Source organism: Caballeronia sp. SBC1 (assembly GCF_011493005.1).
Taxonomy (GTDB): domain Bacteria; phylum Pseudomonadota; class Gammaproteobacteria; order Burkholderiales; family Burkholderiaceae; genus Caballeronia.
On the sequence record NZ_CP049156.1, the window covers coordinates 2,899,369 to 2,912,361 of the forward strand.

General features: G+C 57.3%; 13 protein-coding genes and 1 pseudogene. 8 read left to right on the top strand and 6 right to left on the bottom strand.

What is annotated here, in order from left to right; all coding sequences use genetic code 11:
• Positions 1 to 371: 371 nt before the first annotated feature.
• Positions 372 to 1,379: a serine hydrolase gene (locus tag SBC1_RS12820; protein ID WP_243830209.1), complete on the bottom strand. Its 1,008-nt coding sequence runs from the start codon at positions 1,377 to 1,379 to the stop codon at positions 372 to 374.
• A 318-nt stretch (positions 1,380 to 1,697) separates the two neighbouring features.
• Between SBC1_RS12820 and SBC1_RS12825 the strand changes: the two genes are divergently transcribed.
• The 6 genes from SBC1_RS12825 to SBC1_RS12850 all read left to right on the top strand — a co-directional run bounded on the left by SBC1_RS12825 (position 1,698) and on the right by SBC1_RS12850 (position 7,549).
• The gene (locus SBC1_RS12825) at positions 1,698 to 3,083 is read left to right on the top strand and encodes a DUF4238 domain-containing protein (protein ID WP_165987890.1); all 1,386 of its coding nucleotides are present in this window, start codon (positions 1,698 to 1,700) and stop codon (positions 3,081 to 3,083) included.
• A 218-nt stretch (positions 3,084 to 3,301) separates the two neighbouring features.
• Complete coding sequence (locus SBC1_RS12830) at positions 3,302 to 3,802, top strand: hypothetical protein (protein ID WP_165987892.1); 501 nt, start codon at positions 3,302 to 3,304, stop codon at positions 3,800 to 3,802.
• The gene (locus SBC1_RS12835; protein ID WP_147408238.1) at positions 3,774 to 4,172 is read left to right on the top strand and encodes a hypothetical protein; all 399 of its coding nucleotides are present in this window, start codon (positions 3,774 to 3,776) and stop codon (positions 4,170 to 4,172) included. The genes SBC1_RS12830 and SBC1_RS12835 overlap by 29 nt, the downstream gene beginning before the upstream one ends.
• Positions 4,165 to 5,652: an IS21 family transposase gene (gene istA, locus SBC1_RS12840; protein WP_165097075.1), complete on the top strand. Its 1,488-nt coding sequence runs from the start codon at positions 4,165 to 4,167 to the stop codon at positions 5,650 to 5,652. Before SBC1_RS12835 ends, istA begins: the two co-directional genes overlap by 8 nt.
• Entirely contained in the window at positions 5,630 to 6,430 is an 801-nt protein-coding gene (gene istB / locus SBC1_RS12845) for an IS21-like element helper ATPase IstB (protein ID WP_165097072.1), read from the top strand. Before istA ends, istB begins: the two co-directional genes overlap by 23 nt.
• A gap of 105 nt (positions 6,431 to 6,535) precedes the next feature.
• A complete protein-coding gene (locus SBC1_RS12850) occupies positions 6,536 to 7,549 on the top strand; it encodes a hypothetical protein (protein WP_165987893.1) in 1,014 nt (337 codons plus the stop codon).
• Between the two features lie 248 nt (positions 7,550 to 7,797).
• Here SBC1_RS12850 and SBC1_RS12855 read toward each other — a convergent pair whose 3' ends face one another.
• Complete coding sequence (locus SBC1_RS12855; protein ID WP_165987895.1) at positions 7,798 to 8,898, bottom strand: hypothetical protein; 1,101 nt, start codon at positions 8,896 to 8,898, stop codon at positions 7,798 to 7,800.
• A gap of 425 nt (positions 8,899 to 9,323) precedes the next feature.
• Positions 9,324 to 9,593 (bottom strand): DUF1488 family protein, encoded by a 270-nt coding sequence (locus tag SBC1_RS12860; RefSeq protein WP_165987897.1) that lies wholly within the window; start codon positions 9,591 to 9,593, stop codon positions 9,324 to 9,326.
• Positions 9,594 to 9,702: 109 nt separating this feature from the next.
• On the opposite strand from SBC1_RS12860, the gene SBC1_RS12865 reads away from it, so the two are divergent.
• A complete protein-coding gene (locus tag SBC1_RS12865; RefSeq protein ID WP_165987899.1) occupies positions 9,703 to 9,900 on the top strand; it encodes a HAMP domain-containing sensor histidine kinase in 198 nt (65 codons plus the stop codon).
• A gap of 126 nt (positions 9,901 to 10,026) precedes the next feature.
• Here SBC1_RS12865 and SBC1_RS12870 read toward each other — a convergent pair whose 3' ends face one another.
• The 3 genes and pseudogenes from SBC1_RS12870 to SBC1_RS12880 all read right to left on the bottom strand — a co-directional run bounded on the left by SBC1_RS12870 (position 10,027) and on the right by SBC1_RS12880 (position 11,809).
• Positions 10,027 to 10,374, bottom strand: a complete 348-nt coding sequence (locus tag SBC1_RS12870) for a response regulator (RefSeq protein WP_165987901.1) — start codon at positions 10,372 to 10,374, stop codon at positions 10,027 to 10,029.
• Positions 10,375 to 10,590: 216 nt separating this feature from the next.
• Positions 10,591 to 11,508 (bottom strand): annotated as a pseudogene (locus SBC1_RS12875) (YihY/virulence factor BrkB family protein).
• 37 nt (positions 11,509 to 11,545) lie between these two features.
• A complete protein-coding gene (locus tag SBC1_RS12880; protein ID WP_165987905.1) occupies positions 11,546 to 11,809 on the bottom strand; it encodes a hypothetical protein in 264 nt (87 codons plus the stop codon).
• Positions 11,810 to 12,033: 224 nt separating this feature from the next.
• On the opposite strand from SBC1_RS12880, the gene SBC1_RS12885 reads away from it, so the two are divergent.
• Positions 12,034 to 12,858 (top strand): CHAD domain-containing protein, encoded by an 825-nt coding sequence (locus SBC1_RS12885; RefSeq protein WP_165987907.1) that lies wholly within the window; start codon positions 12,034 to 12,036, stop codon positions 12,856 to 12,858.
• Positions 12,859 to 12,993 lie beyond the last annotated feature (135 nt).

A 12,993-nucleotide genomic window follows, 5' to 3' on the forward strand; every position in this document is an offset into this window, starting at 1 on the left:
GCGCCGGGCCGAGCAATAAGCTAGCTGGGTTTGATTGCTCGACCGCGCGCTCGAGCGACCGTCGCAGGTCGCATCGCTGCAACTGCTCATGGAACCGTGGTCGCGTTTGGAGATGTGCTGGTTCGAGCTCGAAACAGACTACTGACATTATGCCGGGCTGCATGCTCAACGCCTCGTGATGTTGGAACCCCGTATAGCGTCGAGACCCAGCCATCACGGCTGCAAGCTCTTGCAAACTGAGCTGCACGTGACCCTCAACCGTTAAAACTCGATATAAAGCATCAAAATTTGATACATGATAATAGGAGTTATCATATAAGAAAGGTTTGAAAGGGACGGCGGATTTATTTTGTAGCACTGCTCGCAACGCCTCACAGATGACCGATGCGCAGCCACTCAATGGATGGGTGTTCGCCAGGAACGGTCGCCGGCAGAACTGTATGTGCAAGCCGCAAACCACGCGCCGAGTTCGCGAACCACACGACCGCATCCTGCGAATCACGATTGGCGAGAACGAACGCCCGGAACCCAGGATTGTTCCCCCAGTGGAAGAAGCAACGCTCGGCAGGCTCGAGCCCCCAACCTAATCCCCAGGCAACGTGGTCGTTCGGTGGATTCTCGCCGACCAGGTCTTCAGCGGCGTCGCCTTGCCTCGTATTCACGCGTGGCGCGAACCACTGCTCGTAGGTTTCATCCGTCAGGCCTCGGCGCGCCAGCACATGCTGAACGAACCCAATGTAGTCGGATGCCGTGGTGTGAAGCGACCCAGAGGCATGCGCTGTCTGGAAGCGGCGCTTTGGCACGGGCTCTTGTTCCCATTCGTGACCCTGAGCATGGTTCTCCGAAAATCGCACTTGCCACTCCAGGCTCGAATTGACCATGCCAATTGGCGTGAACACGCGCTCGCGCGCCAGCGTTTCCAACGAGCGTCCGCTCACGGTTTCCATGCTCCGCTGTAGCCATCCGAATGCGCTGCTGCCGTAGCTGAAGCGCTCGCCAGGGTCGAAGTACGTGCGAAGCGGCTTTCCATCCGGGACCATATTGGGTAATCCGCTCGTGTGCGATAGAACATGAAAAGGCGTTATTTGGTGCGACCTTGAATCACCCGCCACGTATTCGCCGCAGATGTCGAACAGGGGTCGATGCAGGTCCAATAGCCCTTCTTCGGCGAGCTGAAGCGCGATGAAGGCGACAAGCGGCTTTGTGAGGGACGCGGCCTCGAATACGGTTCGGGCGTCGACTGCAGACTGGTCGTGCGCACCACGACGTCCGAAATGATAGTCAGGGCCTCTGGCGCCCGAACGAAGCGTCGCGAGCGAGAGCCCGGGAATCGGGCCACTGGCCGCGGTTCTTGACAAGAATTGATTCAGGTCCGCCATTTGGCCGCCCGTCGAGAATTATCAATTGGCGAAATTCTACAGTCCGATACTCGCGCAAATCCGGCAGCCTTTATCGCACAATTGGAGCGGCGGTAATAAGACGGCGGGTTGATTCGGAAATTCATCTGCGCCGACATGATTGGCGTCGGTGACAGCCAAAATAACGTATAAATGGTTGATGACTCGCCTACAGATTGCGACTGAAGTGAACGCGGGCACCCCGGCGGAAACTTTGGGTGCGGAGCCACATTGCGCATTCGTAGACTAAGAACGACTACATGGAGAGATTCCACATGAGAATAGCTCGGAGCCCGCGGCATGCCGTCTAGAGTCAATCATTACGTTCCTCAATGGTATCAATGCGGATTCCTCGCACCGGGCGCATCGAAATTTGTGGTCTTGGACAAACACCCGGAGACCCGGACGCTAGCAGATGGCCGCACCGTCCCCACACAATCGCCGATTCAACACTGGGGGACCAAACGCTGCTTTCACGAACTGGATTTGTACACGACCTTCTTTGGCGAAGACGTCAACGACGAAATTGAGCGACTTCTCTTTGGCCCAATCGATGCCAAAGGTGCTCACGCTGTGGGCGCGTTTCTACGTGGCGACCCGGCGGAAATGCACGACGTGTTCCAAGACTTCTTTTCGTATCTGGATGCGCAGAAGCTGAGAACGCCCAAGGGACTCGACTGGATAAAGGCGTCTTACCCAAAACTCAGCCATGTTGAGCTAATGCAGGAGATGCAGGGTCTACGGATGATGTACTGCCAGATGTGGGCCGAGTCAGTACGTGAGATTGTCACGGCTCATGAATCGGACATCAAGTTCCTTCTGACAGACAATCCTGTGACAACGTACAACCCCGCTTTGCCTCCGAGCGCGAGAGAGTGCGCTTATCCATACTCGGCTCGCGTCGAACTCGCCGGAACGCAGACTATATTCCCGCTGGACGCAAACACCTGTTTGATACTGACGCACGTCGAATACGCGAAAAATCCGCATGAGGCAAATCCGACCTCGAAGCGAATCAACGCTCGGTTCCGCGGGAGTGGCTATGTGCACTCGCATGCGCACATACGAACGCGCGCTCTGACGCGAGACGATGTTGCCGCTATCAATCTAGTGCTCAAAGACGGAGCGAAGCGCTACGTCGCAGCAGCGGATAAAGAATGGTTGTATCCGGAACGGGTGTTCACCGGCCCGTGGGACGCTATCAAGGACGTGCTTCTCCCCAAAGACCATCTTTGGGAGTTCGGCGGCGAAATGTTCATCAAGTTCGAGGATGGGCATGTCCATTACCAGGACGCTTACGGTCGAACGTCGGGCGCACACAAATACCTGCGCAGGACTGAGATTCGCACCGACTTGGGACCGGACGACGCCTGCGGTTGTGGCAGGGGCAGAAGTTTTGGGCAATGCTGCCAAGATATTCCGCTTGAACGGCGCCCCGACTGGGAGGTGTACGGAATACGGGAAAGAAATTTGATGCTCTGCCAGGCAATCGAGCGCATTCTCGGCCTCGACGCTGACAAGACATGGGACGACGTCCGAAAATACATAAGCGACGAACAGGTTACGCAAATCCACAAAGCACTCGCCGCGCTGTGGCCGGCAGATACGAACCTGCCAGATTTATTGCCTAGACCTCGCAAAGATACCTTTCGTGCCGTCTATATGGGGCTGTCATCGGCGTTCTGAAAGTCGTCAAAAATTGACGGCGTGAAAGTGTTTTTTCTTCCTGCCTTTTCTTCCTCAGATTCACATCTCTAGAACCTGCCTTTTCTTCGGTTCTTCGTCGCTTCTTCGTCGGTCCATTCCGTGGCTGTGCTGGATGACTTGCCTGTTCTTCGCTTACGCGCTGCGTGGGCTTAGCTCGTGCAGCGGCGCATGATCTGGCCCCAGGGAGGGGCCGGTCCATGACACGCCAAAGACAGCGTAAGTGCCTGGGTTGCGGGACGTTGTTCCGGCCGGATCCGCGCAATGTGCGGCACCAGCGGTATTGCTGCCAAGCCGCGTGCCGTCAGGCGAGCAAGGCGGCCAGTCAACGCCGGTGGCTTTCCCGACCTGAGAACCAGGACTACTTCCGCGGCGCGGAGAACGTCGTGCGAGTGCAGCGCTGGCGTGGTGAGCATCCGGGGTACTGGCGGCATCCGGGCTCACCAGCGCCGGGTGCGTTACAAGATGACTGCCGCACGCAAGCCATTGAAATAAAAGAGGAATCTGCATTCTTAGTGGGCGAGGCGTTACAAGAGGTCTTATCGGCGCAACCGGCCGTGCTGATTGGGCTGATCGCCCATTTAACCGACAGTGCGTTACAAGAGGACATCGCGCGCAGCACCCGGCGACTGCTACAACTGGGAAAGGACATCTTGAGCGGGGGGCGCGAGCATGCCGATCAAGCGAGTCATCTGCCCTGAGCGGATGCGGCAGATTCCGGCGCACTTCAGCTGGGTCGATCACCGGCTGGTGCGCGAGCGGTATATCGAGCGCTGTGACGCGTGTGCCGCCGCGCTGTACCTGTTTCTGGTCACTGTCGCCGATGCCCAGGGCCTGAGCTATTACGCGGACACGTCGCTGGTGCATCGCCTGTCGATGGCGCCGGCGCGTCTGGAGATGGCCCGCAACGATCTGATCCGTATTGGCTTGATCGCCTGGCAAAGGCCGCTGTATCAGGTGCTGGCGCTGGATGCGCCGCCTCCTGAGTCGGCAGCGTCCCCGCGTGGCCACCCGGATGTGGCCACGCAGCTCGAGCGGCTGCACGCGGCGCTGGGCAAGCGCCATGCTTGACTATGAGGCGTACTGCAAGATCCGCGATTGCCATGATCGGCAGCACCTGACGATTACGCAAACGGCGCGCGCGCTCGGGCTGCATCCGCAAACCGTGACGAAATGGCTCAAGGCCGGTCAGTACCGGCCCCGCCAATCGCCCCCACGCGCCAGCCGACTTGATCCGTTCAAGGCGCAGGTGGTGCGTTGGCTTGACGGGCATCCGTACAGCGCGCAGCAGATCTTCCAGCGCTTGCGCGAAGTTGGCTTTGACGGTGGCTACACGATCGTGCGCGACTATGTGCACAAGGTTCGTCCGCCGCGGCGCCAGGCGTTCCTCAAGCTCGCCTTCGCCCCCGGCGAGTGCGCGCAAATCGACTGGGGCGAATACGGCTCGATTGGCGTCGGCTCGACTCGGCGGCGACTGTCGTTCTTCGTCATGGTGTTGTGCTACAGCCGCCTGATGTATGTGGAATTCACCGTGTCGCAGACGATGGAGCACTTCCTTGCGTGCCATGAGCACGCGTTCGCAGCCATCCATGGTTGCCCGAGGAAGGTGATGGTGGACAATCTGAAGTCCGCCGTGCTGCAACGCCTGGCGGGCGAGGCGCCAGTGTTCAATCCGCGCTACCTCGATGCGGCGCGGCACTGGGGTTTCGACATCGTTGCCTGCAACGTCGGCAAGGGCAACGAGAAAGGCCGGGTGGAAAACGGTGTTGGTTACGTCAAAAAAAATCTCCTCAACGGGCTCGAGCTATCCGAGTTCAGCGCGATCAACCCTGCGGCCCGACTCTGGCTCGACACCATCGCCAATGTGCGCATACACGGTGAGACGCATCAGCGACCCGCCGATCTGTTCGCCGCCGAACAAGCCCATCTGAAACCGCTCAATCCATTACCCTACGACGTTGCACGCATCGTGACGGTACGTGCGTCCAAGCAGTTTCGCGTGGCGTTGGACACCAACCATTATTCCGTGCCGGCACAGTACGCAAGCGAGCGCGTGACGCTCAAAGCCTATCCCGAGCGGGTCTGCATTTACCACGACAACTTGCTGATCGCCCGACATGCCCGCAGCTACGATCGCCGCCAGGACATCGAGGACCCCGAGCATCCGAAGGCACTCCTCGCACAACGCCGCAATGCTCGCGAACAGCGGTTGATGCTGCGCTTCCTGAGTCTGGGCCCTCACGCTCAGGCCTATTACGAAGGGCTCGAGCAACGGCGTGCCAATGCGCGGCAGCACATGCGCAAGATCGTCGCGCTGAGCGAGATCTACGGCATCGAGGCCCTCGCGCGCGCCTTGCAGGATGGGCTCTCGTTCCACGCCTTCAGTTGCGAGTACATCGCCAACATCCTCGAGATGAAAGCACGCGATTTGCCTGAACCCGGCGCGCTGCACCTGATCCGCCATCAGGATTTGCTGGACATCGAACTCGCGCAACCGGATCTCTCACGCTACGGACCGGAGCAGCCCCATGACGACGAAAGCTCAACGTAACACCACAATCGCGCACCCGAGCGAACTCGCCATCGATCCGTTGCGCACGCAGCTCACGGGACTACATCTGGGCTACGTGCTGCAACATTACGAGGCGTTGGCCACCGAGGCGGCGGCGCAGCACTGGTCGCATGTCGACTATTTAGCGAACCTGATCGAAGGTGAAGCGCATCAACGCGAGGATCGCAGTATTGCTCGGCGGGTCGCGCTCGCCCGTTTCCCGGTGCTCAAGACGCTCGATCAATTCGAATGGAATTGGCCCAGCAAGATCAATCGGCTGCAGATCCAGAATCTGTTTCGCCTGAACTTCATCGAAGAGCGAGCCAACGTGATCTTCCTCGGTGGCGTCGGGCTCGGCAAGAGCCATTTGAGTATCGCGCTCGGACATACCGCCTGTCTGCGCGGCTACTCTGTACTCTTCGCCACCGCGGTCGATATCATCAACTCGGTGAACGCCGCATACGCGCATGGCGGGCTCAAGCGTGAACTGCGCCGCTACGTCAAACCGCGCGTGCTCATCGTCGATGAGCTGGGATATTTACCCATCGATAAACAGGGTGCCGACGCGCTGTTCCAGATCATCAGTCAGCGGTACGAGCATGGCGCAACCATCCTCAGTTCAAATCGGGCGTTTAAGCACTGGGCCGAGATCTTCAACCACGACAGCACGCTGACCTCCGCGTTGCTCGATCGCGTCCTCCATCATGCCGAGACCGTCGTCATCGAAGGCAAAAGCTATCGCATGAAAGACCAGAGTGATCCTGAACCCACCACTTGATCATCTCGCCATGGTGAGTTTCAAACCGTCCGTTTTACGTGAAATTGACGCCGCCGCTGACAGGGGCCACTCAATGCGCGGATGGCCGGCGTTGTTGTCGTAAGCATGCTCTCCTTCTTCGACGAAATTGTCATTGCGAATCCGTTCATGAACCCCGCGATTGTTCGGCCCGAGTTCAACCCAATACAATCACCTGATTCCCACAAGGTCAACACCATCGAGAACGTGCTGTTGATGCTGTCGCTCTGGCCATTTATCGAGTACGGCATGGTCCACGTAGTCCCCGACATCGGGGACTACAATTTTGAGTTCGCGCAAACGTCGATGCAAGCAGCCGAAGCCCGGGTTAACGGCGCAGACATCGTCGCAAAGGAAGACTATCCGCACCTTGCGCAGTTGAGGTACAAGTCGCTGATTGCGATTAATCGAATGCCAGAAGGCGCTTTGGCATCTCACTTCAAGTCTGAGCGGCCGACGAGTTCCGCGGATGAAATCGCAGAAATAGTGTCAAAGATTAAGGAAACGATTGCTCAAGACCCATATGCGCTGCTGCAGCCGGCGAGCGAGGGTAAGTACGGGAACTTCCTATTCCAAAAGGGATTTGCTCTTGAATCCGGAATCTTTTTTGCGGCACTAACCGGCGCGGTGTTGTACACGGACTATCACTCGTTATGGCAACACGCGCATCGGCACGCGACAGAACATCTAGGACAAACTGCCAGAGACATTCGGCCCGTCGTGGAGGCATGTCAGTCCGTCGCAATACCCGTGGATTTAGGCCTAGAAGCGATACGTGAGGCTATGGAGAGCGGCATGTTTGAGCCGTTGCGAGCTGTCATGAGGGAAATCGTTTCATCTGCTCGCCAGCATCTCGACTCCTCTTGGATGTCAGAGCTGGCAGTGCAACTCGAAAAAGCATCCGAAACGACGAAAATCGAGTCAGCAACCTTGGCCTCCAGTGCGTCGGCTCGGGTGCTCGTCTCGTTTCCAATCGGCGGTTTCCATAGGGCTGCAATTTGGCGACACCTACTGACATTCGGGCAGGCACACCATATTGAGCCCATCCCCGCAGCGTTCTTTGTAAAGTTCACTGCATCCGCCACACCACTAGTGCCGTAACGTCATAGAGTCGCCGCTTCGCAGTCACTCCGGTTTTCGTCTCCTGCCGCCTTTCATCGAAACGTAGCTTGTGGTCTTCGCGAAAGATGCAAGCCGGGAGGCGTGGGCACTATCCGCGGTATCCATTGCGCCACCGTCAACCGACCACCGCATGCGACAAGAATGCTGAATGGGCAAACCCTTTTTGCATCGATTTTGTTGCCGTAGGTCTCGGCCTTGAAAGCGTGGCGCCCGCTCTCTAGCCTTGCTTAGGCCGTGGCATCCACTAACGTCAAGAACTTTTCGAGTGCCTCAGGCGTTAGCTCGAAGAGCTTAAAAATCTCACAATCAAGATTGCGCGGCAACGCAAAGCCAATTTCCGATTGAAGGCGCCTGCCGAAGTCTTCGAGGGCTACCGGGTCCATCTTCAACTTTCTACTGGGTACATAAAGGCCGCCGTCGACGTGAACCCCGACAAGCGGCTGGCCGCCGATGCCCCGCAGAGTCAAGCGTGGATTTTCCCCGGAGGATGTGCCGACAGCAAATTCGACATCGTGGCTCAGCCCCCAGTCTCGTAACCTTTCAAGGTTCGAAAGCATAGCGGGCTTGTACTCAGATTTGCTGATACCGCCCTTCGAGAATCGCTCGCGCTTGTGGACTAATTCAAAGAAGTCTTCGACGCTGCGGAGTATTCCATTTCCCGCTTCAGCCGACTTTCGGCTTTCGGCGCGAGCGGTCCGTCCGATGACCGACGGCACAAACGCCTCGCGGCCGCCGCATTCGAGGCGCTGTATTTCAATGCCCACGACCTCTTCGACGTCGAGTCGCTCATTCAGGAATTCGATGAGCCTACGCAAAGTGGCCGGAATCTCGTCGGCAACGAATACGAGCCGAATCCTGCCTGCTTCAAGGTTCGTCTGGACCGTCTTCCAGAAGGTATCGGCATCGCGCTTCCCGAGAAACTCGGCCAGTTGCGAATCCGCCTCGGCAGCGCGGTCCGCGCGGAACTGATTTTGGATGTCCCGCACTTCGCACGTCACCATGAGGGATGCGTAGTCGAGCATCTGAGCCACGACCTGACGCTTGTTTTCCGGGTTTGCCGAGCGCTTGTCTTCTACAAGCGTGGGGATGCCCTCCTGGTCAAGGAACAAATGGTCAACGCTGAGGGAGCTTCCACTGCCGTCGGAGAGCGGGAACTCGTCTTTCACCCGAAGCCACCTGCTTCGGCCGCTATCGTTCGGACCCGGCAAGCCGTCGGCGAGTAGCTCGGGGAAAGTAGATAGGAGGTCTTGCAGTTGTTTTTCTTGTCCGTATGGCTTGCGGTCGAACCGCACCAATTTCCCGTTGTCTGCCAAGTACATGCTTGTCATAGGGTCCTCGTTGAGCCTCTTCTCGATATCGGGACACGGTACCTGCAAGCATCAATGCTTTCCGTACGCCCAGGCACCAAGCATACGCAAAGCGTATAAGTTTTGCGTCGTCGGTCCGCGCTTGGTGGTCCGCAGATACCTATAAAGGTTTCTGCCGCCGTTGATAGCGCTCAGACTTTTTGTTTGACGGTCAGCTCAGCGCATAATTTCCGACCGACATCTACCGAAAGAGACAGCGATGACACTTGGCGTAGCGCGTTCAGACTCAAGCCCACCGTGCGCAGTCTATTCGACGGTCTCGGGTGGGGAAATTCGAAAGCAAATTGAAAACCATTTCTTGATTGAAAAAATCGCCGATTGCGCTCTACTGCAGCCGGGCTTTAACGATGTGTACGAGGTTTCGCTGGAAGACGGCGGCCTGACGCTCATCGCTCGAAGTCGGCGGCCGTGAGCGCTAATGTATCGCTTTTGGCTCGCAGCGCCATGCGCACCGCCAACGCGAAAACGCGGCCACGACCGTCTGAAAATGCCTTTACGACGCGAGCCTCGTTTGCCTCGGCGGGCAGCCAGAAGAACTGTTCGAGCGCATCCCGACTAATCGAACAACGTACTTCCCGACCGCCAGCTGAAACCGGGAACACGACGGCGCCGCCGTCAGACTGCAAATATGCTTTGAAATCGCTGGTCTTTTCCATCACCCACCTCTGCCCTCTCAACCGCAGTACCGCTGGAAACTGCGTTCTTCTCAAGCAACCTATTTTGCACCGCAAGTTGGCCGTCTCGCTATCCGTCTCGAACGGCGGCATGCCCATTCCCTTGGACGTGCTCGAAAAGGTCTTTGAACCTTACTGGCGGCCGGTTACAAGCGTCCCCGGGGGCGGCCTCGGTCTCGGCTTATACATCTGCAAGCAAATTGTGGAGGCTCACGGTGGAACCCTTGAGGCATCCTCGAGTGTTGCCGATGGAACATGCTTTACCGCGCGATTCCCGTTTGGGCAGTAAGGGGACTCCAGAGTCTCGACCGAAGCGTTACGACGTCTCGCAGCCGAGTTTTTTGACCTTCGACGAGATGGAAAGAAAAGCAGATGACAGCCTGTCATTTGCCGGAAAGCCGGCCGGGCAATGTTCCTATGGCAGTTTAAGAGCTTTGAGAATTCCTAGTAACTTCGGCATAGTGTACGGCTTCGCCAAAAACGTGTACGACGCAAGTGCAACGGGTTGCGCAGCGGCCGATGTCACTATTACCGGAATCGTCGACAGCAATAGTACTGATTCCAGAGAACGGATAAGCTCGGTACCATCCATTTTCGGCATGGTTATGTCCGTCACAATCATATTCGGTAGTTCCTTCTCAATGACGAGAAGCGCATCTTCTCCGTCGCCGGCCGTTCTCACACGATAACCCTCCCCACTAACAACGGTTTCAAGCGCGCATATTAAGTTTTCATCGTCATCGACAAGCAGTACTAATGTCATAGTTTCTCCGTCTACCTCTACAGTGCAACGTGTGTTCCTGACGGTAATCAAAACGCCTTTGCGTTTGCGGCTTTCGGAGCGTGGACGAACGTGAAACAACAAATCTGTTGAGCAGCGCGGTCACTTCCCGGCTGCTCGGTCCTCAATGGAATAGCGCCATAAGCCGGCGCAGCTTGCATTGGGAAGGGCGAGCCAACCGAACGCGGTCGCTTCGTGCTATTGCGGGTGAACGCCGGGCGCCTTCGGTTGCCGCGATGGCTCGAGTATCGCGGTCACTTCCGCGCCGATGAGAAACACGGCGGCGGAGAAATATAGTCACATCATGAGGACGGCTAGGGAGCCCGCCGCTCCGAATGAACCCGCTGTAGCGGCATGCGCCAAATAGAGTCCGGAAAGATGTCGTCCCACGGAGAACAACACAGCCGCCACTGCACCGCCGACAAGGGCGGTCCTGAAGCGCACGTGTACGTCCGGTAGCCATTTGATTAAGGCACCAAAGCCTGCCGTCATGACCAAAATCCCGAAAATCATTTGAGCAATGGCCGCGACGACGGTCAAGGTGATGCTGCCGAGCACGGTATGACCTACCGTTTGTATCGCCGTATCCAGGACCAGCGAGACAACGAGGAGGAAACCGAACCCCATCACAAAACCGAACGAAATCAGGCGAGCGCGCAAAAGCAGAGCGAACCCGGAGATGCCCTTCGGCGATTCGACCTTGAAGACGATGTCAAGCGCGGTGTTTAGCGACGAGAAAGTCGCCGAGGCGCCGACCACGAGGAGCACTACCGACACTGCGGCAGCAATTCCGCTGCCACTCGCGCGATGCGCGTGCTCCACCATGACTTGCATCGCGCCGGCGGCTTCCGGACCCGTGATGTCTTTAATTTGCTCGAAAAGCCTTCCTTGCGCCGCGTCCTTTCCGAAGAACCAACCAACAACTGCGAGAACATTGAGAAGCGTTGGCGCGAGCGAGAAGGCTGAGTAGAAAGCAATGCTTGCCCCGAGCGTGGCGCAGCGGTCAGAAAGAAACCTTGTCGCAGCAAGACGCGCGACTTCGAAAACTCCGTGGCGAGAAGGGGAGCTATTTGCAGGTGGCTCCTTGGTTTTCTGAATCTCAGCGCGTATGTTCATGCTCTCCTCGTTCGTCCCCTATATCATCGACGCGCAATTAGGCTGTCCTCCACGATGGGTTCCGCACGCGCTGCTCGGAAACGGCGTCGTTTGCCTCCAGCACGCGGGAGACATATGGTCGGCCGCTATCATCGAGAATTTGTCTCCAATCAGTGGCGAGCGCCTCATCCAGCGTCTCAAGCACACTAAATTCCACGTCGTCATCTCCTGTCCGGGCCGCCATCGTGAAGCTTGCGTCGCCGAGCTGGTCTATCAAGCCTTCGTCCTCGGGCAATACCTCTAGGACGTAACGTCTAGTCATCGCTCCGACTCCTAGGCTGAGATTTAGCCTGGCAGCGCCTGTGCCTCAGGCAATCAAGATGCTGCGAATGCTCCCTTATCGAGTGAGGCCTGCACGCCATTGCAGTGCGCACACATCTCACGGTGCCGAAGCAAACGCCGCGCCCACAGCGGCGCCGACCACATCCATAAAGGTATGGTCTTTGCGCCGGTCTACTCATTAAAAAAAATGGAGCGATTGGAACAATGGACAGCACGAATCACACTTTCGACCGGGCAGCGCCCGCAGAAGCCGCCTTCGAAGGCTACGTCAATCCCATCGTCGCCGAAGCCATCGAACACGCTTCCGCTCTTGAGGACGGCGCGGACGCTGAAACGCTCCACAAACTTCGCATTGCGTTGCGCCGGTTGCGAACGCTTCTCTGGGCATATCGGCCAATCCTCAATGGAGAATTCGACAATGAGCAGCGTGCGCTATTCAAGTCCCTCGCCAATGCAGCGGGCAACACGAGGTATTGGGACATACTGATTAGTCTTGTGGAGAAAAATGGCGAAGCTGCATTGCTGGAAGCTCTAAAACGAAACCGCAATGAAACTGCGAAAAAGAGCGTCGAGACGCTGCGCAACAACGAGCTTGGCAACTTCCTTCAGGAATCGGTAAACGAAGTACATCGCGAGCTTACGAACGCGCCAGACTGCACACCGCTCAAAAAATTTGCACGGAAACGAGTAAAAGCCGCACAGGAGCAACTGAAGAGGCGGATGCGGCACGCTCGCAAAGTCGGCAGTTCTGACTACGACTCGTACCATGACGTGCGTAAGGCCGGTAAGAAAGTGCGTTACCTCATCGAGTTTTTCGAGCCGCTTCTCGGTAAAACGCAACGCAAAAGCATGAAAAGCTTGAAGCGATTGCAAAAGCTCTTTGGCGCGCTGAACGATGTGGTCGCGAGCCATGAGCTTCTTTCCGCACATCGCGCCTCTCTGCCGCGCGGCGCAAACGCGAAGGACGCCCTTCGCTCGCTAAAAAAAGAACAGAAGCGCCGGATAAATGCAGTGGCGAAATTTCTGTAAAGGCCTAGCGACCGTGGCTCTCGCCAGGCATACCGTCTGGCTCCCACTGACCGGTCGCGGGCAGCGTCATTCTTGAAACACGACGACTGACCAGGCTTCCCGACTGGTACGTTGGCACGCAGGGCGGCGGTTTTT

Bases quoted from the DNA above. Each gene is read 5' to 3' on its own strand.
- SBC1_RS12820 (WP_243830209.1), bottom strand. From the start codon at position 1,379: ATGGCGGACCTGAATCAATTCTTGTCAAGAACCGCGGCCAGTGGCCCG.
- SBC1_RS12825 (WP_165987890.1), top strand. From the start codon at position 1,698: ATGCCGTCTAGAGTCAATCATTACGTTCCTCAATGGTATCAATGCGGA.
- SBC1_RS12830 (WP_165987892.1), top strand. From the start codon at position 3,302: ATGACACGCCAAAGACAGCGTAAGTGCCTGGGTTGCGGGACGTTGTTC.
- SBC1_RS12835 (WP_147408238.1), top strand. From the start codon at position 3,774: ATGCCGATCAAGCGAGTCATCTGCCCTGAGCGGATGCGGCAGATTCCG.
- istA (WP_165097075.1), top strand. From the start codon at position 4,165: ATGCTTGACTATGAGGCGTACTGCAAGATCCGCGATTGCCATGATCGG.
- istB (WP_165097072.1), top strand. From the start codon at position 5,630: ATGACGACGAAAGCTCAACGTAACACCACAATCGCGCACCCGAGCGAA.
- SBC1_RS12850 (WP_165987893.1), top strand. From the start codon at position 6,536: ATGCTCTCCTTCTTCGACGAAATTGTCATTGCGAATCCGTTCATGAAC.
- SBC1_RS12855 (WP_165987895.1), bottom strand. From the start codon at position 8,898: ATGACAAGCATGTACTTGGCAGACAACGGGAAATTGGTGCGGTTCGAC.
- SBC1_RS12860 (WP_165987897.1), bottom strand. From the start codon at position 9,593: ATGGAAAAGACCAGCGATTTCAAAGCATATTTGCAGTCTGACGGCGGC.
- SBC1_RS12865 (WP_165987899.1), top strand. From the start codon at position 9,703: ATGCCCATTCCCTTGGACGTGCTCGAAAAGGTCTTTGAACCTTACTGG.
- SBC1_RS12870 (WP_165987901.1), bottom strand. From the start codon at position 10,374: ATGACATTAGTACTGCTTGTCGATGACGATGAAAACTTAATATGCGCG.
- SBC1_RS12880 (WP_165987905.1), bottom strand. From the start codon at position 11,809: ATGACTAGACGTTACGTCCTAGAGGTATTGCCCGAGGACGAAGGCTTG.
- SBC1_RS12885 (WP_165987907.1), top strand. From the start codon at position 12,034: ATGGACAGCACGAATCACACTTTCGACCGGGCAGCGCCCGCAGAAGCC.